18 protein-coding genes are annotated in these 26,202 nt (G+C 47.8%); 12 read left to right on the top strand and 6 right to left on the bottom strand.

Annotated features, from left to right (window positions below; translation table 11 throughout):
* Positions 1 to 61: 61 nt before the first annotated feature.
* The 8 genes from Pan54_RS09985 (at position 62) to Pan54_RS09950 (ending at position 13,344) form a co-directional block, all read left to right on the top strand.
* The gene (locus Pan54_RS09985; RefSeq protein ID WP_165441696.1) at positions 62 to 1,123 is read left to right on the top strand and encodes a multiheme c-type cytochrome; all 1,062 of its coding nucleotides are present in this window, start codon (positions 62 to 64) and stop codon (positions 1,121 to 1,123) included.
* Positions 1,124 to 1,242: 119 nt separating this feature from the next.
* On the top strand, positions 1,243 to 2,379 hold the full coding sequence (locus Pan54_RS09980; protein WP_165441695.1) for a multiheme c-type cytochrome: 1,137 nt from the start codon (positions 1,243 to 1,245) through the stop codon (positions 2,377 to 2,379).
* Positions 2,380 to 2,427: 48 nt separating this feature from the next.
* Positions 2,428 to 4,239 carry a cyclic nucleotide-binding domain-containing protein gene (locus tag Pan54_RS09975; protein WP_146503347.1) on the top strand — a complete coding sequence of 604 codons (1,812 nt, stop codon included), beginning with the start codon at positions 2,428 to 2,430 and terminating at the stop codon, positions 4,237 to 4,239.
* Positions 4,236 to 5,060: a hypothetical protein gene (locus tag Pan54_RS09970; protein WP_165441694.1), complete on the top strand. Its 825-nt coding sequence runs from the start codon at positions 4,236 to 4,238 to the stop codon at positions 5,058 to 5,060. Before Pan54_RS09975 ends, Pan54_RS09970 begins: the two co-directional genes overlap by 4 nt.
* A 398-nt stretch (positions 5,061 to 5,458) precedes the next feature.
* Positions 5,459 to 7,174, top strand: a complete 1,716-nt coding sequence (locus Pan54_RS09965; protein ID WP_146503345.1) for a hypothetical protein — start codon at positions 5,459 to 5,461, stop codon at positions 7,172 to 7,174.
* A 172-nt stretch (positions 7,175 to 7,346) separates the two neighbouring features.
* On the top strand, positions 7,347 to 10,319 hold the full coding sequence (locus Pan54_RS09960; protein WP_207310097.1) for a PSD1 and planctomycete cytochrome C domain-containing protein: 2,973 nt from the start codon (positions 7,347 to 7,349) through the stop codon (positions 10,317 to 10,319).
* 5 nt (positions 10,320 to 10,324) lie between these two features.
* Complete coding sequence (locus tag Pan54_RS09955; RefSeq protein ID WP_146503344.1) at positions 10,325 to 11,770, top strand: DUF1501 domain-containing protein; 1,446 nt, start codon at positions 10,325 to 10,327, stop codon at positions 11,768 to 11,770.
* Positions 11,771 to 11,976: 206 nt separating this feature from the next.
* Positions 11,977 to 13,344, top strand: coding sequence for a Gfo/Idh/MocA family protein (locus tag Pan54_RS09950; protein ID WP_146503343.1), 1,368 nt, complete (start codon positions 11,977 to 11,979; stop codon positions 13,342 to 13,344).
* Between the two features lie 130 nt (positions 13,345 to 13,474).
* Here the strand turns inward: Pan54_RS09950 and Pan54_RS09945 are convergent, their stop codons facing one another.
* Complete coding sequence (locus Pan54_RS09945) at positions 13,475 to 14,938, bottom strand: sulfatase family protein (RefSeq protein WP_146503342.1); 1,464 nt, start codon at positions 14,936 to 14,938, stop codon at positions 13,475 to 13,477.
* Positions 14,939 to 15,192: 254 nt separating this feature from the next.
* Here Pan54_RS09945 and katG point away from each other — a divergent pair, with 254 nt between their 5' ends.
* Complete coding sequence (gene katG, locus Pan54_RS09940; RefSeq protein ID WP_146503341.1) at positions 15,193 to 17,556, top strand: catalase/peroxidase HPI; 2,364 nt, start codon at positions 15,193 to 15,195, stop codon at positions 17,554 to 17,556.
* A gap of 120 nt (positions 17,557 to 17,676) precedes the next feature.
* Here the strand turns inward: katG and Pan54_RS26555 are convergent, their stop codons facing one another.
* Complete coding sequence (locus Pan54_RS26555; RefSeq protein WP_261343174.1) at positions 17,677 to 17,811, bottom strand: hypothetical protein; 135 nt, start codon at positions 17,809 to 17,811, stop codon at positions 17,677 to 17,679.
* 174 nt (positions 17,812 to 17,985) lie between these two features.
* Positions 17,986 to 18,783, bottom strand: a complete 798-nt coding sequence (locus Pan54_RS09935) for an SGNH/GDSL hydrolase family protein (protein WP_207310096.1) — start codon at positions 18,781 to 18,783, stop codon at positions 17,986 to 17,988.
* A gap of 277 nt (positions 18,784 to 19,060) precedes the next feature.
* On the opposite strand from Pan54_RS09935, the gene Pan54_RS09930 reads away from it, so the two are divergent.
* Entirely contained in the window at positions 19,061 to 19,873 is an 813-nt protein-coding gene (locus Pan54_RS09930) for a hypothetical protein (RefSeq protein WP_207310095.1), read from the top strand.
* Positions 19,874 to 19,887: 14 nt separating this feature from the next.
* A complete protein-coding gene (locus Pan54_RS09925) occupies positions 19,888 to 20,790 on the top strand; it encodes a metallophosphoesterase family protein (protein ID WP_146503340.1) in 903 nt (300 codons plus the stop codon).
* 87 nt (positions 20,791 to 20,877) lie between these two features.
* Here Pan54_RS09925 and Pan54_RS09920 read toward each other — a convergent pair whose 3' ends face one another.
* Both Pan54_RS09920 and Pan54_RS09915 read right to left on the bottom strand, forming a co-directional pair.
* Positions 20,878 to 21,990, bottom strand: coding sequence for an alpha/beta hydrolase family protein (locus Pan54_RS09920; RefSeq protein WP_146503339.1), 1,113 nt, complete (start codon positions 21,988 to 21,990; stop codon positions 20,878 to 20,880).
* Positions 21,991 to 22,221: 231 nt separating this feature from the next.
* Positions 22,222 to 22,653, bottom strand: coding sequence for a hypothetical protein (locus Pan54_RS09915; protein ID WP_146503338.1), 432 nt, complete (start codon positions 22,651 to 22,653; stop codon positions 22,222 to 22,224).
* A gap of 254 nt (positions 22,654 to 22,907) precedes the next feature.
* On the opposite strand from Pan54_RS09915, the gene Pan54_RS09910 reads away from it, so the two are divergent.
* The gene (locus tag Pan54_RS09910) at positions 22,908 to 23,816 is read left to right on the top strand and encodes a sterol desaturase family protein (protein WP_146503337.1); all 909 of its coding nucleotides are present in this window, start codon (positions 22,908 to 22,910) and stop codon (positions 23,814 to 23,816) included.
* Here Pan54_RS09910 and Pan54_RS09905 read toward each other — a convergent pair.
* Entirely contained in the window at positions 23,807 to 26,167 is a 2,361-nt protein-coding gene (locus Pan54_RS09905; protein ID WP_146503336.1) for a parallel beta-helix domain-containing protein, read from the bottom strand. The genes Pan54_RS09910 and Pan54_RS09905 overlap by 10 nt on opposite strands.
* Positions 26,168 to 26,202 lie beyond the last annotated feature (35 nt).

Genomic DNA, 26,202 nt, shown 5'->3' with positions numbered 1-26,202 from the left:
GTCCACCACTCAGCCATTTCGTTCATCGAGAAACCTACTCTGGTTCGGAGGAATGCTGCTCATGATTTGGAGCAGTGCGACATTGGCCGTTTCGGATGATGAAACGGATTCACCAGATCCGGTTCGCAGTTCAACAGGTCATCTCATTACCGATCCCGCAAAAGTTATGGGTGCGGAATCCTGTAAAGAATGTCACAAATCGGAACATGCAGCCTGGTCGGCTTCTATGCATGCCAAGAATTTTGAGCGAATCGATTCCAGTTCTGGTAAGAAAATTGCAGCCGCCTACGGAAATACAAAGGTCTGTCAAAACTGCCACTCAACTCCACACACAGAGACCGCTAAATTTGCGGGAGCGGTTGGTGTTTCCTGTGAATCGTGTCACTCTCCCGCTGGCGGTGATGAGGGATGGTTTAAAATCCACTCCGATTACGGTGGAAAAGATGTTAAGCGAGAAGACGAAACCGAGGAGCATCTCAAAGAACGACTCGCCAAATGCAAAGCAGCTGGTATGGTCCGCCCGGCCGATGCCAATATTCTGGCCAAAAACTGTTACTCCTGTCATATCATTGCAGACGAAAAACTTCTGGCGGCTGGACATAAAACAGGACAAAGCAGTTTCGACCTGATTCCCTGGATGCAGGGAGAAGTTCGCCACAACTTCCAGGTCGATCAGTCAGTTAATGCAGATTCACCGTCATTGCTCATGGCTCGATACGGTACTACAACCGCACAACGGAAACGTAAATTACTGGTCATTGGGAAAATTGTGGAACTGGAAATCTGTCTGCGAAATCTGGCTTCCATAGATGCCGCTAATCTCAACGAAAGCTATGCTGGACGTCGCGGATGGGCTGGTCGAGCAGAAGACGCTTACGAATATCTCGATGAGGAAATTGGAGAAGCGGTCGATAACGATCAGATCAAAGCTGCTTTGAAAGCTGTCAAAAAGATCGATCTTGGTCGTAAGTTTGAAGATCAACCCGGAGCAAAAGCTGCCGCCAATCAACTCTCAGATATTGTAAAGTCTTTTGCCGAGGATGCAGATGCAGACGACCTTGCGAAATTGGACAAGTTGGTCGATGATCTCGACAAGCCCAAAGGAACTCCTTATACACCATAGGTGAAAATGGATCGAAGGTATTCGGACAGTATTCTCAAGACTGGGAGTCTCAGGTGGCCGTAAGGAAATTCTTGGGTAATAATATCAGGATGATTTCAGTTTTCTGTTGTGGAAGCCTGTTGTTTATTTTCACAGGTTGGATGAACCTGCATGGTGCTGATGACAATCAGCCCTCAACCATCAAGTCAGTTTCAACTGAAGTCCGCAAGGAATATCATCGCTCAAATGATCGTTCATTATTTCTGGGTGCTCGTGCCTGCCTGGACTGCCATCGCTCCGAGTTTGCATCCTGGCTTTCGACGGAACATTTCAACAATACCGTTAATCGCTTTGAGTTGAATAAAGATACCATCGCCAAAAGATATTTTGAAAAGCATGGTTCACTCGACCGATGTTATCAATGTCATACGGCTCCTAAAGAGCAGCGTTTCGGTCGAAAGTTTGTTGAAACAGGAACCTCCTGCGAGTCTTGTCACGGAGCTTCCGGCGGTGAAGGGGGCTGGTTGAATCGTCATGCCGTTTACGGACCTAACACGACTCGCTTAGAACAGGAAACTTCTCAGCATTTCCAAAGCCGTATCGACTTTTGTGATCAAGCGGGCATGGTCCGTCCTGGAAGGCAATACCTGATGGCCAAACAATGTATGAGCTGTCATCTGATTGGTGATCCCGAGTTGATCAGTGAAGAAATTGGCCATCCTGTCAGTTTCGATAAATTTGAACTCATTCCCTATTTGAGTGGAGAAGTTCGTCATAATTTCCACCTCAATCAAAGGAATAATGCCAAGGCTCCTACGTTGGATACTTTGCGTCGGGGTTTATCTCCCACTCAGCGCCAACGTGTTTACATGATTGTCGAACAACTCGCCCGCATGGAAGTTGCCTTCAATTATCTGGCAAACCTGCCAAATGAAGAAGCGTTTGAGAATCGCTATGCAGATGACCTGATCGGAATCGTCGAGGATGGTGCCGACTTTCTGGATGAGTATGTTGAAGTCTTGCTGGAACCGGATGATTCCGTTGTCCCTCCGTTGAATGAAGAAGCTGTCGAATCGTTAACAATCGTACTCGAAGAGTTTGAAAAATTCGATGATCTGGATGAGCCAACGCGTGCAGCTGCCGCAGATTCCGCACGCGTGATTTCTGAAGCCGCCAACCAGTTCATGGCTGCCTTGGGAAATGGCTCGAAGCTCGAAGCACTCGATGTCTTTTTTGAAGATACCGGTAATCCCGTTGGGGATGTCCTGCAACCGTAAATTTCGGAGACGCAAAACGAAGGGAATCCGGAAAGGAAATCGAGCGGAATGAGTGAAGTGAAAATCAATCGTCTGGAACGCTGGGGAATTCCCTTTTGCGATGAGATGACTGACGAAAATGTTGAATATCTCTTGCAAATGCCGCTGTTTTCCCAAGGGATGATCGATCCGGAAAACTTCAATGACCGATTACCGCTTGCAGGCATTCTGAAAAACGATTCCCGTTTGATGAATTGCAAAGAAGGAGAAATCATTATTCGCGAAGGGGAATGGGGCAATTCAGCTTTTTTCCTCCTTTCCGGTTCTGTCAGAGTCGTTATCGAGCGAGCCCAAAACAGTATTCCTCCCGAATTGCTTGGGCAGCCACAAAGAAAACGAAAAAGTGTGCTGGAAATTCTCAAGCAGTGCTTCAATCGATCCCCTGAAATCGAACAGCGTGATCTCGCTTCATACGCACCGCAAGCCTATTCAGAAAATTCGAAATCATCTCGAATTTATCTCCAGGACTTCAATCATATTGTCGATTGCCATAAGACCACGCGAATCGATGCCATCGATTTTTTTGGGGAACAGTCTGCACTGGGCCGCCTCGAACGATCGGCGACGGTTTTTGCCGATGGAGACTGCGAAATCCTCGAGGTTCGCTGGCAGGGAATACGCGATTTGATGAATAAAGCTCCCTGGCTCAAAACGCAAATCGACATGCGATTTCGTGCCTACGGCTTATATTCGTTTTTGAAGAATTCGTCGTACTTCGAGCACTTGTCAATCGACGAAAATGCCACTGAGGAGGATCACGAACGTAAAAGATCACTCTCGCAGCATGTATTTAATCATGCCGAACTCAGAACATATGGAAAATACGATCAAGTCGATTCGTTCCTCAGTCTGGTCGAGCATGGAACGGCTTCCAATCTGGCTCATGAGCCTCTCATTGCTCGAGAAGGTGATTATGTCGAAGGTATCTATATTATTCGTAGCGGGATTGCCCGAGTCAGCCATCGATATAACAATGGCCATCGAACTATCAGCTACCTCACACCGGGGCACGCTTTCGGTGTTGCCGAGGTTGTTGAAAGCTGGCGGGATGGCAAACCGACACACTTACATCATTCCCTGCGAGCAGTTGGTTATGTCACTGTTGTTTTTATCCCCAGTGCGATCTTTGAATTGGCCGTTCTCGAAGAGTTGTTTGATCGCCAAAAAAATAAAACAACTTATTCAGGTCTGAAGGGATCGAACACTCCGCAGAATACTACCCATTTGGACAATGGGCTGATGGAATTTCTGGTGGAAAGACGATTCGTCAACGGCTCAGCGACGATGGTAATTGACTTGGATCGTTGTACTCGCTGTGACGACTGTGTCCGCGCCTGTGCAGCCACTCACGATCAGAATCCCCGCTTCTTAAGGCAGGGGCCAGTGCATGATAAATACATGATCGCCAATGCCTGCATGCATTGTGCCGATCCGGTTTGTATGATTCAGTGTCCCACAGGCGCCATTCATCGTAATTCTCTGGCAGGCGAGGTCATTGTGAACGATCTGACCTGTATCGGCTGCGGTGCCTGTGCAAACAATTGCCCTTACGATGCCATCCGGATGGTGCAGATACGAGATCAAAATGGAAACCTCATTTACCCAACTCAGACAACAAAACGTCAGGCGGATGGAACCCAGGTTGTCCGTAAATTGACACCACTGGATCCAGAGTGGCAGCCAATTGAAAAAGCAACCAAATGCGATTTATGTTCCGATCAGATCACCGGACCTGCCTGTCAGAACGCCTGCCCGCACGATGCCTTGGTCCGACTCGATCTCGGAAGTTATGAAACGGCTGCTCAATGGTTCAAACGATGAAGTCTTTTACGATTCGCCGCACACTCAGTCTCGTTTTTACCCTGCTGATTGCTGCTGCAATCATGCTGGTCTGGATTATCAAAAAGACAACATTATCAGGTTCTTACATATCTGGATGGACGCTGTCCGTTATGATCGTGTATCTGTCTCTGTATAATCTCCGAAAAAAGTTACCCTCACTTCCACTCGGAAGTTCCTCACTCTGGATGCAGTTTCATATTTATTGCGGATTATTGACTGCTCTTGTCTTTGCAATTCATCTCCAGTTCAATGTTCCAACAGGCATGTTCGAAAGCATACTGGCACTCAATTACCTGCTCGTCTTCTTTAGTGGAATCATTGGATTGTACATGACAAGAACATATCCCAGTCGATTGTCGAATCTGGGAGATGAGGTTTTCTTTGAATACATCCCCGTTTTGAGACGAAAACTGCATGATCAAATTGAAATCCTGTCACTCAACTGCAGCTCAAATTCTGGTCAGACAGAAATCCCAGAGTTCTACCGCGATAACCTTCGCGCATTCGTTGTAGGACGCCCGGCTGTTCTTTCACATTTACTGGGAAACTCCAGCAGACGCTGGCGAATTGTCTTGCAGGCAGTCACTGATCATCGTCGTTACATGAATGAAGATGAACAGCAGATAATGAATGAAATCGAAAAGCTATTGAAGCGCAAATATCAACTCGATGCTCAATATGTTATGCAGGGTGCTCTCAAAGTCTGGTTATTCATACATATCCCGGCAACATACTCGTTACTCATTTTCATGTTTTTCCACAGTTTACTCGTGCATGCCTGGTCGGGAGGGCTTTCATGAGTCGGAAAAGATCATGGGAACTGTTCAATACCGCCAAATACCAACACCCTGAATGTAAATGGAATTGTGGCCATTTAGCAGAAGGCCATCCTTGTGAAATTGGCCCGAATGCGAAAGGCGAATGCTGCGTCCAGAAAATCTGTTCTCCTTATTTCGATGGAAACACATGGCATTGCATTCGACCAAACGCTTTCGGAGGGAAATGTCATGAAGGACCAATACCGGCAAGTCCGTGTCCTGATAAAAATGCAACGTGCCCACACATTCCCACTTCTTGCCAGCCAGTGCGAAGTCTGCGAAGTAAGCGCCGACTGCTCACCGGACTGACAATCGCAATTTCACTTGGTTTTTGCCTTATCATCCTCGGCGGCAGCGGTCGTGGATCAATTCATAATGTTTTGAATACTTCATCTGTCATCTCCCCAGGTCCATTGTCATCTTCACACGCGGCCATTGAAAGCGGTTGTCAGGCCTGCCATACAGCCGCTTCGCAATCTCCAGAGAATTTACTTGGCTTCGCACTTGGTGGAAATCATGGAATTCAGGAAAGCCAGAAATGCATTGATTGTCACGATGACTTCGGCAAACACGCTTTAATGGCCCATAGCCTTCCTCGCGAAACAACTATTGCACTGACGACTTATTTAAAGAGCAAATCTGTTGAACCGCAACACACAATCCGTCAGAGTCTGGCTCGTATGTTGACTTCTCATGAAACGACCGATGCCGGTGAACTGGCGTGTGCAACGTGCCATCAGGAACATCATGGAAATTCGCACGATCTTACAAAACTGACCAATGCACAGTGTCAAAGCTGTCACCAACAAACGTTTCACTCCTTTGCAAGTGGACATCCCGAAATCAAACCTCCTTCACGGGCAGGGATCCATTTCGATCATGTGACACATTTGAAGCATCATTTCCAGAACTATGAACGCTTAATGCCAAACGGGATTCCGCAGAATAACTGTAGTGATTGTCACACACTCTCTTCGAATCGAGCGACACTCGATCTGGCCAGTTACAAACAGATGTGCGGCTCCTGCCATGACTCTCAGATTCGAGACTTCAACATGCCCAGCCCAATGCGGCTCGATCATTTCGAGTTTCTCAAATCGATTCCAGAGATCAATGAAATGCCTTCAAAGATTGCCACAACTCAACTCTCACCACTTAGCAAAATACTCGGCTTTGAAGTCCCCCTCTTTCTGGAAATGATGCTTGCAGCTGATGAGTCTTCTGTACAGGTTTTGCAGTCGCTTTCACAGGGCACGAATGAACAAGAAACTGATCAACTCAATCAAGTCCGCACTATCATCGTTGCGAATTGGAATCGATTGATTCAAGAGTTGAATACAACTAAGTCAGCAGCCGTCTTACGTCGGTTGCAGATAATCTGCCCGCCCAACACAAATCCACAACAGATACAAGATTGTGTTGAAGCATTGAATTCATCCCTGTTTTTCCAGGCGATAGCGCGATACCAGACCATTCGAAATTCAGAGAATCCTGTAACCGATGAAGAAGTCATCGGGAATTGGGCAATCGTTAAAAGTCGATCCGCATTAATTTATCGTGCCAGTGAACACGAAGACCGTTTGCTGAAAACCTGGCTCGATTTACTAGCCAGTCAAGCAGCTGAGCATGAAAAGAACACTTCGTCGTATTCACAGAATCTTTTCATGCGAATGTTTCAAGAACGTGTGACCCCAGGGGCGACAGGGCGTTGTATGAAGTGTCATACGTTCGATAAAACGTCAGACGGTTCCTTCGCGATTAACTGGGAATCTTCTCATGAAATGAAATCGAAAAGGGAGTTCACCTTTTTCTCACACGGTCCCCATCTCACATTCATCAGTTCGCAAACTCAATCGTCGGAGCAAAATCCGAGCAGGATCCAAGATTGCCAATCCTGTCATCCACTTAATCCAGCCGACCCACAATTTGTTAATCCAGCCTTCTCTCAAACCGACGGTATGCCGCATTCAGATAATAATTATCATTCCACACTCGGCCTGATCTCTCCCAGCAAACAGAATTGTGCGAATTGCCATCAAAAACAATTAGCGGGCGATAATTGTCTGCAATGCCATAACTATCATATTCATCCCTGAATCTCTATTTCAGGTCAATTGAGGAATAAAAGGACAGACTTAATGGCGGAAGAAAACTTGAAAGCAGTGCATTCTCATATCTTTGACCTTTAATGTCATATAAATTCGATGTATCCTGAGTATATCGTTTTATTGAGTTTCACGAGTTGATTTTAAATCGTCAGGGGTCTTCATGAATCAAATGAAGAAACAATATATTTCGACGTTAGTCTTCCTGCTTTTATTGACACCACTGAATATTCAGGCTGAGGATGTCTTTAGGGATCAGATCGCACCAATTCTCGAACGTCGTTGTGTCACCTGTCATAACGATCAACAGAATGCCGGAGAGTTTTCGATGCAGTCGGCTGAGTCTGCATTTGCTGGCGGTTACATCGAAGCGGGGGATATCGAGTCGAGTTATCTCATCGATCTGATCACTCCCGAGAACGGCAAAGCGGAGATGCCCAAAGATGCCGCTCCTTTGACTGATGAAGAGATTCAACTGCTTAAAGACTGGATCTCAGCCGGTGCGAAATGGCCCGAGGATTTGCATCTCCATGAGCCGCAAGTCAGTGACTTCGACTGGTGGTCATTTCAACCCGTCGCAAAGGCAGAGGTCCCTGTCGTTGAAGATCCCTGGGTCAAAACTCCCGTCGACGCCTTTATCCTGAAACGACTCCAGGAGCAAGGTCTTACTCACTCTGCTGAAGCGGACCGTCGGACTTTGATCCGTCGCTTAACATTTGACCTGATCGGCTTGCCACCCACGCCGGAAGAAACGGAAGCCTTTGTTAACAATCAAGATCCTCAAGCCTATGAAAAGCTGGTTGATCGACTTCTCGCGTCAAAACATTACGGAGAACGCTGGGCACGGCACTGGTTGGATGTCGTCAAATATGCCGACACATGCGGCTATGACAAAGATAAACTTAGGCCAAACGCATGGCCTTACCGGGACTATGTGATCCGTTCACTTAATGAGGACAAACCTTACTCGCGTTTCGTTCAGGAACAGGTCGCAGGGGATGTGCTGTTCCCCGGCGAACCGGATGGAATTCTCGGACTCGGCTTCATCGCAGCTGGTCCCTGGGACTTCATCGGGCATGTTGAAGTTTCTGAAGCAAAGATTGACGGCAAAGTAGCACGGAACCTCGACCGGGACGACATGGTCAGCAATACGTTGAATACGTTCTGCAGTGTCACGATTCAATGCGCCAGATGTCATCATCATAAGTTCGATCCCTTCACTCAGCAGCATTACTACGGACTCCAGTCGGTGTTCGCTGCTGTGGATCGAGCAGAGCGACCTTACGACCTGGATCCAGAAATCGAATCGGAACGGCGTCAACTCGAATCACTGGTGAAAACATCGGATGCAGAACTTAAGAAGCTGCAAAAAGAGATTGATGATGCGGGAGGAACACGTCTCGCCGAACTGAAGACACAAATCGCAAATCTGCAAGCCGAGCAAAAAGTCACCAAAGATTCAGAATTCGGATATCACAGTTCAATCGTCGCCGCTGCCGACACCACCAAATGGGTTGAAATTGCACTCCCACAGGCTGCCGAGGTATCGCAGATTGTGCTGCACCCCTGCCATGATGAGTATGCGGGGATCGGAGCCGGTTTTGGATTTCCACTACGCTTCAAAGTTGAAGTGACTGCTGATGAGAACTCTGCTGATCAACACGAGTGGCAAACCATTGCCGACTACACTCAGGTGGACTTACCTAATCCGGGTCTGAGTCCGATTGAACTGAGTTGCCAAGTTGATCTCGTCCGGCGAGTTCGGATTACAGCGACTAAACTGGCCGAGCGGAAGGATGACTTCATCTTCGCATTAGCCGAAGTCCAGGTCTCTGGCATTGATGATTCAAACCTTGCAGCCGAGGCACTCGTGACGGCTCTCGATTCCATCGAAGCACCACCACGGTGGCAGAAAGCAAACCTGATTGATGGCAAATGGGCCAAGGGGGGCAGTCCCGCAATTGCTTCGCAGTTGCAGAAATTAGAAGCAGAGCGCAATGGAATTTTGACAGAGATTGAAACACCAGAGCGTGTCACTCGTCGTGAGACCTTGAAGAAAACAATTGCTAATACTAAAGCAGCTTTGGAGAAACTCCCCAAAGGATCCATGGTTTACGCAGCTGCCACACACTTCAATCCGCAAGGAAATTTCAAACCGACAAAGGGTCAACCCCGTACTGTCAACCTATTGCTACGCGGGGATGTGCAAACGCCTGCGGAGAAAATGGGGCCAGGTGTTTTGCCACTCCAGGCAGATGATGACTGGCAAATTGACAACTCACTTTCCGAGGCAGAGCGTCGGGCAGAACTGGCTCGGTGGTTGACACAATCTGAGCATCCTCTGGTGTGGAGATCGATCGTCAATCGGATCTGGCAGTACCATTTCGGCCAGGGAATTGTTGCCACACCAAATGATTTTGGACATATGGGAATTCCACCAACTCATCCAGAATTACTCGACTGGCTCGCTTGTGAATTCCGCGATGGTGAGCAATCTCTAAAAGCACTGCATCGTCTCATCGTGACCAGCAGTGTTTATCGGCAATCATCTGAGCACAATGAAACAAACGCAGCGATTGATGGCAGTAATCAGTATTTGTGGAGAATGAACAGACGACGCCTCGAAGCGGAAGAAATCCGAGATTCGATTCTAGCCGTCAGCGGGGCTTTGGATAAGTCGATGGGGGGGCCCGGGTTTTATCTCTTTGAGCTGGAGCATCCTCAACATTCCCCGCATTACGAATATCGCAAGTTTGACCCGACTGATCCGAAATCGCATCGACGCAGTATCTATCGCTTCATCGTGCGATCACAACCCAATCCGTGGATGACAACACTCGATTGTGCAGACTCCTCTCAGAGTACTCCGAAACGAATTGAGACATTGACTTCCCTCCAGGCCCTTTCCCTGTTGAACAATCAATTCAATCTGGTGATGTCCGAGAGATTTGCTCAAAGACTTCAGCAGAGTTCAGATTCTTTAGAGGAGCAGGTCAATCTGGCGATTCAACTGACGACCCAGCGAGAGTCCACTCAAGTCGAACGTGAAGAACTCGTCAAGTTTGCGAGTCAGTACGGACTCAATAACATGTGCCGTTATCTCTTTAACCTCAGTGAATTTGTTTATCTGGACTGATTTCAATGACCGATCGTCGTGAATTTCTGACACAAGCCGGTAGCGGTTTTGGTGCCCTGGCGCTGGCTGCCATGCTGCAAGAGGATAATTGTGCCGCGTCTCCAGGAGCCGTTCAGGTTTTGCATCATCCGCCGAAAGCAAAACGGGTTGTGCAACTCTTTATGGCTGGAGCCGCCAGTCATGTCGATCTTTGGGATCATAAACCGTTCCTCGAAAAGCATCATGGCGAAGCTTCCGATTTCGGTGAAAATGTGGAAACATTTCAAAACGGACTAGGACCTTGGATGAAGTCTCCATTCGAGTTCGCGCCTTATGGCCAGACGGGCAAGATGCTCAGTGATGTCGTCAAACCGATGGGGGAGTGTGTTGATGACATTGCTTTTATTCACAACATGATTGGCAAGACAGGCGTGCATTCTCAAGCGACCTATCTGCAGGCCACAGGATTTCAGAGACCAGGTTTTCCCGGCATGGGAGCCTGGGTTAGTTATGGGCTTGGCTCGATCAATGAAAATCTGCCGACGTTTGTCGTCTTACCGGATCATCGTGGTTTTGCGAGTAACGGTCCCAAGAATTGGGGCTCGGCTTTTCTACCCGCCAGTGCTCAGGGAACGTCCATTTTTCCACAGCGGGAGAATCCGATTGAAGATCTGATGCCTCAGGCCGACTTCGCAACTCAGGACAGCGATGCCGCAGGTCTGGCAATGCTAAATCGCCTCAATCGCGGTTATCAGGAACAACGTCCCGGAGATTCCCGTCTTGATGCCCGGATACGCGCTTATGAGTTGGCAGCAGCGATGCAGTTGAGTGCCCCGGAAGCGATGGATATTTCCGGCGAGCCTGAACACATTCTAAAAATGTATGGGCTCGATCGCATGGGGGCCACTTATCCTTCGGAAATAAACCCTCCCGAAGAAGCTGAGTATTTTGGTCGAAAATGCCTGACAGCCCGGCGTCTCCTCGAACGCGGTGTCCGTTTTGTACAGATCTGGTCTGGCAACGACAACGGCTTCCCCCGACGAAACTGGGATAGCCATGAAGATATCGCCCGGGACCACGGCCCTTTAGCCCATGGTATGGCGGTTGGTACTGCTGCCTTAATCAAGGATCTGAAACAACGAGGATTGCTAGAAGATACAATTGTGTTGTGGACAACCGAATTCGGACGTATGCCCAGCAGTCAGGCAGGAAAGGGCAGGGACCACAATCCTTATGTCTTCACTAATTGGCTTTGCGGCGGGGGGATTCAGGGCGGAATTTCTCATGGTGAGTCTGATCAATGGGGCTATAAACCACTCGACCGGTTGAATCCGACACAGGTTTACGACATCCATGCGACCATCCTGCATCAACTCGGCATCGATCATACAAAGCTGACCGTTCGCCACGATGGTGTCGACCGCCGCCTGACCGATGTCCACGGCCATGTGATCCACGAGATCCTCTCCTGATTCAGATTTTCACATCCTCATAATTGCATCAGAACCCAAAAGTTGGTCTCATAGTATACATAAAAGAGAGTTTCCTTGTTGATGTAATGCATTATCGCATTCCATCGACTTAATCTCTTAGCGTCAGAAACAGGATAATGTGGCTCAGCATCTAGAAATACTGGCTCCATTACCATAACTCAAATACATTCAAAGGATTTTTTTAGATGACAATTTCCCAACAATCACGTCGCCAGTTTCTTCAGGGAATGGCAGCTGCAGGTGCCGCTGGTATTGTGTTGCCGAACACAAACCGAGCCATGGGGTATGAATCTCCAAATGAACGCCCTGTCTTTGCAACAATTGGTCTAAGAAACCAGGGTTGGGGCATCACCAATAAGTCATTCAAATTCGCTGATTTCGCGGCTCTGGCCGATGTTGATGAGAACGTGTTGGGTGAAAATATCGAAAAGGCAGATAAGGCTCAAAAGAAGAGACCAGATGCCTATAGCGATTACCGTAAGGTTCTCGATCGCAAAGATATTGATGCCGTTATGATTGCGACGCCAGATCACTGGCATACCAAGATTTCCGTCGAAGCGATGTATGCAGGCAAAGATGTTTATTGCGAAAAGCCACTCACGCTGACTATCGACGAAGGTAAGCTGATTGAGAAGGTCGTTAAAGAAACTGGCCGTGTGTTTCAGGTCGGCACAATGCAGCGAAGTGAATCTGGCCAGCGATTTTTGCAGGCCGTCGCTTTAGTTAAGAATGGGCGGATTGGAACCGTCAAGAAAGTGACCTGTGGGATTGGCGGAATGTCAGGATCACCAGTGATCCCTGCAGTTGCCGTTCCAAAAGAGCTTGACTATGACTTCTGGCTCGGACCAGCTGCCGAAGTTCCTTATCGGGCCCTTCCAGAAATGCGAAAAGGTTACGGTGGGGGAGTTCCTCTTTATAGCAACTGCCACTATTCATTCCGAAACTGGCATGAATATTCTGGCGGAAAACTGACTGACTGGGGCGCCCATCATGTCGATATCGCCTGCTGGGCACTCGGCGCCACAGAAACAGGACCAAGCCGGATCGCTCCACTTGAATACACGTTGCCTGTTGAATACAAGGACGGATATCCCGTCGTCCACGATCAATACAACACGGCTACGAAGTTCAAAATTCAGGTCGACATGCCAAACGATGTCGAGATGATTATCACCAGTGAAGGGGATAACGGAATTCTGTTCGAAGGGACCGAAGGTCGATTTTTCGTCAACCGTGGCAAAATTACGGGAACACCGGTTGAAGATCTCAAAGAGAATCCTCTGCCTGAAGGCGCCATCGAAGAAGTCTACGGCGGCCCCGTCAGTGAAAACCACACCGCCAACTTCATCGAAGCGATGCACTCCCGCAAGCAGCCGATTTCCGATGTCTGGTCTCACAACCGCATGCTGGAAATCTGCCACCTTTCTAACATTGCCATGCGTTTAGGCCGGGAGCTCAAATGGGATCCCGCTAAGCGAGAAGTCGTCGGAGACGAACAGGCAAATTCATTCCTGGCACGAGAAAACCGCAAGGGATTTGAAATCAATATGTAAGCACACAATAGGAGCTGACGTCCAAGTCTGCTCATCTGCTTAAAGAAAATTAAACAGCCGGGGCAAATGCTCCGGCTGTTTTTATTGTGCATATCAAATTGATGGACCAGCTTTGCTTAATCTGACTCAATCAATTTTTCTTCTTCTCATCCCTTCGCATTAACTCTTTCATCGACGGGCCATTCTGAGCAATCAGTTCATCACAGCGATTTCGCAGTGTTTTCAAAGCTTTTTTCTGAGACTCAGACATCTCATCGACAGGAATTTTCGCAATATTTTTGAGCTCATCGGGATCGGCTTTCAAATCGTGCAGAAATTCGTAGGGTTCACCTTCGGATCTCTCGACATAGTATCGAGCATAAACCCAATTATTATCGCGGACACCTTCCCACTTTGGAATGGTTTTGGGGACTGCCAGAAACTCACAGAGAAAATCCGTTCGCCAGTCATTGGTTTTTTCTCCTTGAATCAAAGGTACAAGACTGCGACCGGTATGCGATGCGGGTGTTTCGTTTCCTGAGAATTCAATAAAGGTCGATGCCAGATCGCTATTGAGAACCATTTCGGAACGGACCTGACCTCGTTTGTTTTCAGGCAGACGGGGATCGTACACGATCATCGGGACTCGTAGCGATTCCTCATAATGAGTCCACTTCCCAGCAAAACCACGATCACCCAGGTAATAGCCATTATCGGCGGAGTAAATAATGATTGTATTGTCGGCCAGACCTTGTTCTTCAAGCTGCTTAACAAGACGTCCAACGACATGATCAATCCCACTTAACATACGAAAGTAGGCACGCATGTTCGTTTGATATTTTTCGGGCGTGTCCCAACGCCAGAAGTATCTTTGACGATTGATCGACTCTTTCAAAAAGTCTGGCTGCGATTCATAAATCGCCGGATCGTTCAATCGGGGTAGAGGCATCATCTGATTTTCATATTTCCCATCCATGACTTTAGGCCACGGGTAATGTCCAATCCCCGGCCGCTTATCGCGATCTTCAGCATGGGTCGCATTGAAACTGATTGTGAGACAGAATGGTTGATTGTCCGGCTGCTCCTGCAAAAATTCAGTTCCCCAGTCTCCGAGAATTTGAGTCTCGTGTCGCAAACTGCCATCCGGCTGTTCTTTGAAGTAAGGATTACGTCCGAGTACTCGTCGCACATCGAACATTTGAGTTGCCGATTGTTTGTCTAACTGGACATGTTCTTTACCGATATGCCCGGTTCGATAGCCAGCTTTTTTCAGCACGCTGAAATAGGAGGTCTCACACAATTGCGGATTCAAAGGCCCAGGCTTGACGCGATAAAGATGTTTTCGCTCGTAACATCCCGTGAATAAGCACGCGCGACTGACCCAGCATGTCGATGTCGTTACGAATGCATTTTCAAATCGCACGCCATTGTCGGCAAGCCGATCGATGTTAGGTGTTTGCACAACAGGATGTCCTGCACACCCCAAAGTATGATTTCGCTGATCATCGGCAAAGAAAAATAGAATATTCGGTTGCTGCTCAGCCAGCACATTGGTTTCGAGAAATTGCGAAAATATGAAGAATGCAAACAGGCTGACGAAAATATTTTTTCTCATTTATCGTATTGTCTTTCACTGAAAATATCGTCGAATCGTTATGTGAGTTCTAAAGTGTGTGGTATTGAAGGTACGCAGGTCAATTCAGTGAATGCTTTTTTCCACAACAGTACTCCATCCCAGCTATGCACAATACGCATAGCTATAATCCTTGGAATGCATTGGACTATTTTTATGGTTCAACTGATAATCTGTTGATACAACGATCAGAATCGGATCGTCTGCGGCGAATTTCACTTTACTCAGGAGAGATCATGAACACCAAGTCTTACTTTATTCGAGCTATGTCGAGCTGTGCGGTGCTATGCATTTCAGCGTCGGCATTTGCTGAAGAAACCGCGAAACAGCCTGGGACCAGCCAGGATATCAGTCAGTGCCCTGTGATGGGAACTATCCAGCCACCATCTCAAAGGATTACAGCTGCCGGAACAATGTCGAATGGCGACTGGTGGCCAAACATGCTCAATCTGGACATTCTTCATCAGAATTCCGCCAAGAGCAACCCAATGGGGGACCATTTCAATTACGCCGAGGAATTCCAGAAACTGGACCTTGATGCAGTTAAGAAAGATATCAAGAACTTAATGACAACATCCCAGGACTGGTGGCCAGCAGACTATGGTCACTACGGGCCATTCTTCATTCGTATGGCCTGGCACAGTGCGGGTACGTATCGAGTTACTGATGGTCGTGGTGGTGCTGCCGATGGCACACAACGGTTCGCTCCACTGAACAGTTGGCCCGACAATGCCAACCTGGACAAAGCCCGCCGATTACTCTGGCCGATTAAGCAAAAATATGGACGTAAAATCTCCTGGGCTGATCTGATGGTCTTGACAGGCACTTGCGCTTTGGAATCGATGGGATTTGAAACATTTGGATTCGCCGGCGGTCGAGAAGATGTCTGGGAGCCACAAAAGGATGTTTATTGGGGACCTGAAAGTACCTGGCTGGGAGACAAGCGATATGAAGTCGATGGAAAACTCGAAAATCCACTCGCTGCGACCCAGATGGGGTTAATTTATGTCAATCCTGAAGGCCCCAAGGGCAAGCCGGATCCAATGGCTGCTGCGATCGCCATTCGAGAAACCTTTGGCAGCATGGCCATGAATGATGAAGAAACCGTGGCTTTGATTGCGGGTGGACACACTTTCGGGAAAGCTCATGGAGCCGCCAGCCCGGAAGGAAATGTCGGACCTGCCCCTGAAGGAGCCGGTCTGGTCGAACAAGGTCTCGGCTGGAAAAATACTTTTGGAACTGGCAACGCTGGTGATACGATTACCAGCGGCCTGGAAGGAGCCTGGTCCACAAATCCAATTCAGTGGTCCAATGGTTACTTCGACAACCTGTTTGGTTACGAATGGGAATTAACGAAAAGCCCGGCTGGAGCGAATCAGTGGACTCCAAAAGATAAGTCTGCACAAGGGACCGTGCCCGATGCTCACGATCCCTCAAAGACTCACGCACCGATGATGTTTACAACAGACATCGCACTGAAGATGGACCCGGCTTATGCCAAAATCTCAAAGCGATTCCACGAAAACCCGGACCAGTTCCAAAAAGCTTTTGCCAAGGCATGGTACAAACTGACTCACCGCGACATGGGCCCTTACTCACGATGCCTCGGCCCGCTCGTTCCGGAACCACAGTTGTGGCAAGACCCCGTCCCGGTTGCCAATTATGAAATGATCGACGAACAGGATATCGTTGACCTTAAAGCAAGTATTCTTGATACAGACCTGACCGTTTCCCAGTTAGTTTCGACAGCCTGGGAATCAGCTTCAACCTTCCGCGGTTCTGATATGCGTGGTGGAGCGAACGGGGCCCGCATTCGCCTTGCACCGCAGAAAGACTGGGCGGTCAATCAGCCAAAAGAACTGGCACAAATCTTAAATGTGCTGGAAAAGGTCCAAAAGGATTTCAATAGCTCACAGTCCGGCAATAAAAAAGTTTCCCTTGCAGATATCATTGTTCTGGGTGGATGCGCAGCTGTTGAGAAAGCTGCCAAGAATGCCGGTCATGAGATTGTGGTTCCATTCACTCCCGGGCGTACCGACGCCACTCAGGAGATGACTGACGTCGAGGCCTTCGCTCCCCTGGAACCCACCGCAGATGGCTTCCGTAACTATCTCGATCACAATCGCGAATATCACAGGCCTCTGGAGGAGTTGCTGGTCGATCGAGCAAATCTGCTCACGCTGACAGCTCCAGAAATGACAGTTCTTGTCGGCGGAATGCGAGTACTGGGAACTAACGCAGGTGGTGGCCCAATCGCGAAGCTTGGTGTCTTTACAGATAAACCAGGAACATTGACCAACGATTTCTTCGTCAATCTGCTGGACATGGACACCCAATGGCAGATCTCACCCATGTGCGAGCATTTCTACGAAGGACGCGATCGCAAAACAGACAAAGTCAAATGGACAGCCAGTTCTGTCGATCTCGTATTCGGCTCAAACTCCCAACTTCGAGCCATCTCAGAAGTTTATGCCAGCAAGGACGCCAAGAAGAAATTCGTCAAAGACTTCGTTGCCGTCTGGGATAAGGTCATGAATCTTGATCGATTCGATCTGGAACAATCTCAGCAAAAAGAATCAAAGCCTCTGGCTAAGAACTAACGATTTGTTTGAGTATTTATGATTAGCATCAAACTCTCACAGGCAAGATGGGATCATCGCGATTCCATCTTGCCTTATTTTTTGAGAACTGATTTTAAACTCAATTGTTCCTCAACAGATTTAAGCAAGATCACTGAGTTCCTCTGTTGAGGCAATAAACCCGACAATTTCTTCTCCCGAAATTTTTGGTACAAATGGCTCAATGGCAAAGACTTCTGCTAGCTCCCAGGAAACGGTTTCACCATTATCGTTCATGTAACAACAGATTGGGGCTTGCCAAATCTGCTGACGAACACCTCATCAATGTTATTTACGTTAAACCACTGAACTTGAATATCGAGTGATTTGTCCGAAATACAATTGATGAGACAACGGTAGGCGACTATTGCAATAAATTGGGACATCTTGATATTTGCGATATGATTGAACTTATTTCAAAGCTTTCAAAATCGCCTCTCCCACGCGTTGTCCGAGAAACTCGTAGCCTGCACTATTGAAATGAACGTCATTGGGGTTCTGCATTTCCTCCAGATGAGGTGTGATTAGGGTGAAGAGGTCGTCAGTCGCGACACCGTGTTTGGCCATAATCTGAGCAGCTGCCTCGTTTCGATCGACGATTGACTGTGCGGTTTGTTTTTTCGATTCGTCATCGGGGATTGGAGTCGTGCTGGCCCAAATGATTTTCGCACCGGTCTTCTGCATTCGTTCAACAAGCTGTTCCAGACGCTCACTGTACTCAGTAATCGGAGTATTTCGGTCATGAATTCCAAAGTTAAAGTGGATGACATCCCAATTGCCATCGCCCAGCCAGACGTCCATCTTCTTCAAGCCCGTCGCAGTCGGACCGCAGTTTGCTGGAGCACGATGAACATTCGCCTTACCTGCCAAAGCCTTACGAACGCTTTGTGTATAGCCACGTGAAACCGAATCTCCAATAAGTAGTACACGGGGGAGTTTCGGATCATCATCGACGAAATCCCAGGCATTGGAACGTCCCGCTACTTTTTGACGCTTATGAATTGGCAAATAGAAGCTGCCAAGATTTTCCTGCAGGACTTGCTCCCAGGCTTGCTCTGCTGGTGAAAGTGTCGCGACGAGAGCAGCGTACTGTTCATCGATCAGTTGATTGGCTGCTGCCTCCTTTTCTGCAGCTTCTTTCGCGTTGGTGGGCTCGCCTTGAACGGTCGAAGCGGTGAGTAAAAATGCGAGAAAAAGAAGTGTTTTCATTTTTTATTCCAGTAATAGATCAGATTTCTGAACTGATAGCTTTTATCTCAATAAGTTCAATTTGAGATTTAGATCGAGGGTTGTTTATCTTAGCAATTTCTGCATTTGGTTTCCTCAACAAGACGTCTCAATACGTAAATCATCGGTTAATAGTTCGCGAAGGTTTCGCTTGATCGCAGAGCTTCAGGTTCTGTCCACTTGCAGTAAGATTAGAACTATGAACAATTACAATCTTAAACTACAAAAACGAATTTTGAGCTTTCGCTAAAGGAAAATCATGTCCCCAAAGTCAATCTGGCCGGTAATGCTCTGCATGTTAACAACAACTGCGATGGTCAACGCTGAGACACCAGTTATAACCTCTCAGTTGCAAGCCAACTGGTTCACGATTGATTGTGAAGGAACTTATCCACACCATTTGCAGGGAGTCTGCACGGACGAAAAAGCGATGTACTGGTCTTTTACAACAACTCTCGTGAAAACAGACATGGCAGGAAAACTGCAACATAAAATTCCCGTTGCCAATCATCACGGAGATCTCTGCTTCCATGACGATAAACTTTATGTCGCTGTGAACCTTGGCAAATTCAACGATCCCAAAGGCAATGCCGATTCCTGGGTATACGTTTACAACGCGGATACTCTGGAAGAACTCGCCAGATATGAAACGCAGGAAGTCTTTCACGGGGCAGGGGGGATCGGTTTCCGCAATGGGCACTTTTTCGTTGTCGGAGGATTACCTGGTGATGTTGAAGTGAATTACGTATACGAATACGACAGCAAATTTCAATTCCAGAAAAAGCATATTGTTAAAAGCGGTCAGACCTTTCTTGGGATTCAAACCGCAACCTTCGCGCATAACCGCTGGTGGTTTGGCTGCTATGGAGATCCGAAAATATTACTCGTCACCGATGCCGATTTTAAGCTACTTGGACGACACAAATTGAACTGCTCGTTAGGAATCGAAGGACTCTCAGGCGGACGATTGCTTGTCGCAAGTGGACGATGCGAGAAAGAGAAGGGGTGTAGTGGAAGTGTCCAGACGGCACTCCCCGATGAAGAAACCGGCTACATATTGAAATCAAAATAATTTGAGGAGACACAATGAGCAAAGATAAACATCCTACTCAACCTGGAAGACGAGCATTCCTCAAGAACGGGGCACTTGTACTGACAGCAGCTTCTCTAAATCCAAGTCAATTGTTGCATGCAGAAGAGAATGCAAAACGCCTGCGATTCGGACTCGTGACAGATCTGCATTATGCGGATAAACCACCCGGGGGATCACGACATTATCGAGAGACTCTCCATAAGCTTGAAGAAGCCTCAAATCAGTTTCAGCAGGATCAACCGGATTTTATTGTAGAACTCGGTGATTTGATCGATGCAGCCAGTTCAGTCGATGTCGAGCTAAATTATCTCAAGACGGTGAACCGAGAATTCTCGGCTATTTGTAAAAATCGTCATTACGTCTTAGGTAACCATTGTGTGGACACACTGAAGAAGGAAGAGTTTCTCGGAGAAGTTGGCCAGGAGAAGTCCTACTATTCGTTTGATCGCGACGGCTTCCACTTCGTCGTGCTGGACTCCTGTTTCCGCAGTGATGGCGTGCCCTACGCCCGGAAAAATTTTCAGTGGACTGATGCCAATATCCCAGCCGCTGAACTGGAATGGCTGAAGGCTGATCTCAATGCGACGGACAAGCAGGTTATAGTCTTCGCACATCAACGGCTGGACGTAAACAATAATCACGGCGTCAAGAACAATGCCGCCGTGAGAAAAATTCTCGAATCCTCCAGCAAAGTCTTAGCCGTCTTTCAAGGACACAGCCATCAGAACGACCTCAATGAAATCGGCGGTATTCACTATTGTACGATGGTCGCAATGGTCGAGGGCTCTGGTACTGAAAGTAACGGCTATTCGATTATCGACATCGAACCGAATGGAACGATTCATCTGAACGGCTTTCGCAACCAGAAAGACTACAATTGGGCCAGACAAGCATGAATCGAGCTGAATTCGCTGAAAGTGGATTAATGGTTCATTCCGCATCAACTTGTTTTAACCGTCCGATCGACCATTCGATTCAACTTTTCATTTTGGGTCCAGCTTCAACTCCTCATCAATAAATTGATAAGCCGCTTCGCGGAGTTCCAGGGGGAAATCGTGGGCACAGTCTGGCGTCAAAAGTCTCAACTGTTCGGAGGCCTGATACAACTCATAAACTGGTCGAGCATTTTGAATTCCCTGACGAACACCTGAGACTTCGAAGTTGCTGTCATGGAGCGGGGAGATTGATAAAAAAGGACGGGGCGCCAGCACTGCGATCAGTTCGGGAAAATCAAACGGAACCTGGTCCGGGTCCAACTCATACTGTTCGCGAATGAGGGGCATGTAACGATCACTGGTCCAGCCGGCCAGTTTTCCTTCATAATAATCGTGAAAGGGAGTCCAGCCGCAGCTCGATACAATAACTTTGACTCGATTGTCGAAGACAGCCAGAAAAATCGCGTTGTGACCACCCAGAGAGTGACCAATCACTCCAAGACGATCCGCATCAACTTCCGGCATCGACTGGAGCAGGTCAAGACATCGCTGATGATTCACGATCCCTTTCATCGTCCCGGATTGGTATTTATCCGTCTCAAAATTGTATTCATAATCTCCGAATGTAATGTAGTCTGGCGCGACAACGACGTAGCCCCGCTCGGCAAGTTCGCGAGCATATTGACGGTTTTCCCGCTCAGTTGATCCATCCACAATAAGTTTCCCCGCAGCACCAGTAGGATGCAGGGCAACAATGCCAGGCCTCTTTTGATTCGGATTCGCAGTGTTAGGGATATAAAGCAATGCCGGGATACGATCACCGTCTCCAGAGTCGATGGTAATCGTTTGACGACGATATGCTTTCTCTACAACTTCTTCGAGAACATGAACCTGCAAAAGGAGATTTGTCCGTCGCCCGGGATGCGTTCCCGTAACCTGCTGCATGTTCTGCAAAACATCGGCTCGCCGTTTCTCCCAATCGTCAGTTGAACGAATTGGAACCGCTTCCCCCTCATCATTCAAATAGTGAGTTAGCTTCCGATGATCCAGCTTGTCCTGAGCCTGCAGTAATTGAGAGAGTAGCGAGAGAAGAAAGAGCATCAGTCCTAAGGAGCGGAGGAAACTAAGAGCAGCAAAACGACTGAATAGAGGTAATAACATCAGGCCAGACTTTCCAAGAATGATCACAAATCGCGGTACAGTTCACTGAGCGAAAATGACTGCCAGCCTTTTCAGTCCATAAACATAGAGCATTCCGGATCAGGAGACAAACCTATTAGCCCAATCGGGGGGATGTCAGCAATAAAGAAGAGATTCCCCAACTTTCGGAACAAACATGAAGCATCAGGAAATAATCGCTATTACGAATACATATGCGATCAAGTGCGTCCTTTATTTTGGATCAACTGCATGATAACGTTGAAGCGAGTCGTGTATTTCTTTCCATGATCTGCGAATAAAAAGACAACTCAGCACCAAAGTTGCGATGATGTAGGTTTTCAACATCAATAAGTTAGACTGTTCTTTGACAATCCAGCCTTGATCGAGTGCGAGCCTGTTGAATAAAGCTGCAAATCCACCGCATACAAATATGGATGCAACAAACAGCCAGAACAACCGCGAAATCACATACCAGCTTTTTCTGACCAATCCGAACTGAGCCCATTCCTTCTGACCGGTTTCTACCTGAAATGCACATTGAGGACATTCAATAATTGATGGGCCAATCGACGTTGCAGCTGCCCGAAAGCCATTGTGGTACACCGTGTGCCCAACTTCCGTTTCACACTCAGGGCATCTCAGAATAATCACTTCAGTTTGCATATCCAACCTTCATTCTTATTGAACAATCAATGTTCTGCCTGCAAAGTAACAAGCGAGTTTCCTCAATCAGGAATGCCGTTTTGATGGTCCCGTATAATCGCTGGTATCCATTCAAACAAACCATGTAGAAATTCAATGCTCAATCAAATGATCTTATCCTAACCAGAATTTCTTAATTTTTCCCATCTCACCGCTCACATGTTCTAAGTTTGTACAGCGTTGCATTTTTGAAACATGGTACGAAAAGAATAGTGATGGATATGGGCCATACGATCACATTCCTGTGGGAGCGGTGCAGGGACTGGTATGCGAATACGGACGGAATATTACTTATGTTTCAGGCCAGCCTGGCCGTGTTGGTATTTGAATGGATTCGGCGTCGGGGCAAATTACCCTGGTCGGGGCTGGCGTATTCTTCATGCTTTGCAAACGTGCTTATGATTCTGATGAACGGAGCACTCGCACCGATTTTTGTCATTCTCGTCGACTGGGCCGAGACAGCTTACAGCTCCCTATCCATTCCCCATCTGGAAGCGAGCACTTGGCAAACAACTCCAACTTGGATTCTGATCCCGCTGATCCTGCTTGCTCTCGACTTTGCAGACTACTGGAACCATCGGCTTATGCACTCTTCAAAGTGGTTCTGGCCAATCCATGCCATTCATCATAGCGATCCACATCCGACTGTATTGACTACAGGCCGCGTCCATTTGCTCGAACCGTTTGTGATGCAGGTCTCTTACATTCTGATGCTCTCCTGGTTGAATCTTCCCTATGCCGTCCTCGGAGGCGTGGCTGGGCTGCGAATTCTGCACAATATGTACACGCACATGAATGTTGACTGGGATCATGGCCCCTTCAAATATCTGCTCGCCTCTCCCCGCTACCACCGCTGGCATCATGCTGATGAACCTGCCGCCTACGGCATGAACTTGGCGAATATTTTTCCTTTCCTCGATGTCATCTTTTGCACTTACTATGTGCCCGGCCAATGCCACGAAAAAATGGGAGCCAAGGGAGTTCCGACCAACGCCCTCGAAATGGTCGCCTGGCCGTTCTTGGAATGGAATCGATTATTGACACCGAAGTACAAGACGATAAGGCATCCTGCCTCCGAAACCAGCCAATCATCGGACATGGTTTTGCACTCACCTCAATCCTGATCCACAGAAGAATTGTCGGGAATGCTTTCGATCCAGGCACGAATCAGCTCGATCGATTCGGCATGGGAAAGATTGCGAGCCAGATTTGGCATCCGCACACCTGGTTCGTTTGATTCGATCCGGTAAACGAGAATCGACTCATCTGGCTTGCCTGGGACAATATCGAATTTACGGCCCCCCGACCCGCGGCCCGTTGCGACAGGCGATTTCCAGACACCATATTTCGCGGGAGTATTCTGAAACAGGGATAAGTCGAGTCCAGAAGTTCGAGCCGAGCCAACGGGATTGTGACAGTGAGCACAATTCACATCCAGCCAGGCGCGAGTTCGTTGTTCAATTGAACCAGTGGACGGGTCATTAAAGACTGGCAATGCAGGAAGACTCTCAATATCGGGACATTCTTTCAGCCAACCGTTGGCTTGCCATTCAGCCAGTTGATTCTCGCTGCTGTCTAACAACAATCGATTCAGGTTTCTCGCAGTAGGACCGAGCGGCTGAAACTTTCCTTCCTGCCCGTGACAGGTAATGCACTGATTTGCGTTTGGAATTTGATATTGATTGCTGACCGTCTTACCAGAATCGTCCAACCACTTCACCTCCCGACGGCCTCCCCCAAGAGCCAGCCTGGCATCACTTTGCTCCTCATTCCAAATGTAGGAGTAGCCATACCAGCCATTGTTGCGATGCTCTTCAATTCGTGTTTCCAGTAGTTGCTGACCGGATTCTGGACTTCGCTGATCGTGCGGCATTGCAAATGTTTTTACGATGACTGTTCCGACAGGAAATTTCATAACTGCTGTCGGCTCAAAAACCATTGCCCCAGCGGTTGGCAGACGAATGAATCGATACTTGGCAGTTCCATCTGAAAATAATGGTGTATTCAAATCGTATCTGAAAATCCCCTCCGCAGGTTGTTGATCTCGGGGATCTCCTGCAAAGAGATTCCATTCCGAAAGCATTTGCGGTGTCTGTCGGTAGACTTCAACAGCGGGATTGCCATTCACGGGAGGAGCCGGAAAGTCAGACAGCTTGACAGTCGATAGCGATTTCAACCTGCCTGTATAATTCTTCTGGTCTCGGTCGACATGATACTTGCCGAGAAGCACATTTTCGGGAGTCAATTGAGCGACATTGCCGTTGGCAAATGTCACTTCACCATTATTGGAAAATTTGATAGAGAGTTCGTCTGGCATCTTGCCGTTAACAAGTTTCCGTACATTGATAATTCCATCATAAAAAATCTGAGGGAAGGGCAGGCCTATAACGGGGGCCAGAAGAGCCCCAAATTTACCAGCAGGTTGATTGCCGCCACGGAGGATTTGATTGTCATGAATCCAGATTCCCTCAGGGTAGGGGTCATAGGCTGGATCTTTGATTGGTCGTTCGGTAATTAGAAAACTGACAATCGAGATCGCGGATGTTTGATTGTCGGCGATTTCATTGTCAAAAACTTCGACATGATCGGTAGCCATAATCATTAAACCCGATCCCTGCGGAACCGCTGCGACCATGTTTCCGGCATGTGCAAAGTTCTTGGTGTTGTTCTTGAAAATCCGATTATTAAAAATGCGGACATGTCCTCCGTTGGTCAATTGCAAGCCGGGCAAATCGAAAACCAGAATCCCTCCGGTGTTGTTGGTCGCGACATTGTCATAGACATCAGCCCGTAAAGTGTTTTCGATTTCGATTCCGGCAACATTCCATTCCGCGCGGCAGTTGCGAACGATGACATCTTCTGACTGACCGACATAGATGCCTGCATCGGAAGCGGCAATCGCCGTGCAGTCTTCGATTAATACGTTTTTGCACTGAACAGGATAAATTCCATAAGCTCCATTGTCCGCATCTGGACCATTTGTCCATTCCGTACGAACGCGGCGGAAAATCACACCGTTGGCACCAAGAACTTTAATCGCGTTACCGACACTATCTTCAACGGCCAGATCTTCAATCAGAAACGCATTTCCGGTCGCTATCAGACCTTCGCTACCAACGTCCTGGCCTTGAAATGATAAGATTGTTTTGTCTGGACCACGACCACGAATCGTGAGGTTGTCGCAAGTGATATCCAATTGACTATCGAAACGGTATTTCCCAGCTTCCAGCTGAATGATGTCTCCGGGTATGGAATCGATCAGTCGCTCCTGAAGTTGAAACGCGGCCTCAGGGCCGTTGTGAATCACATACGTACGCGGAACAAATGGATTCTTATCGCGAACACTTGAATCATCAGACAAGCAAGCCACTTCTGGAATCAGTGTATGACACAGGAAAAGAAACAACAGGAACGGAAATCGTGACAGTAGTTGCCGAAACCGCTGAATAGAGTTCTGTTCAATAATATTTGCCATTTCTGGACTCCTAACGTAATGCAAAAAATTCTCGT

Origin of the sequence: Rubinisphaera italica, assembly GCF_007859715.1 — a bacterium.
In the GTDB taxonomy this organism is placed as follows: Bacteria; Planctomycetota; Planctomycetia; order Planctomycetales; family Planctomycetaceae; genus Rubinisphaera; species Rubinisphaera italica.
Note: the sequence above shows the minus strand (reverse complement) of the source record. Positions and strands in the feature narration are given on the sequence as shown.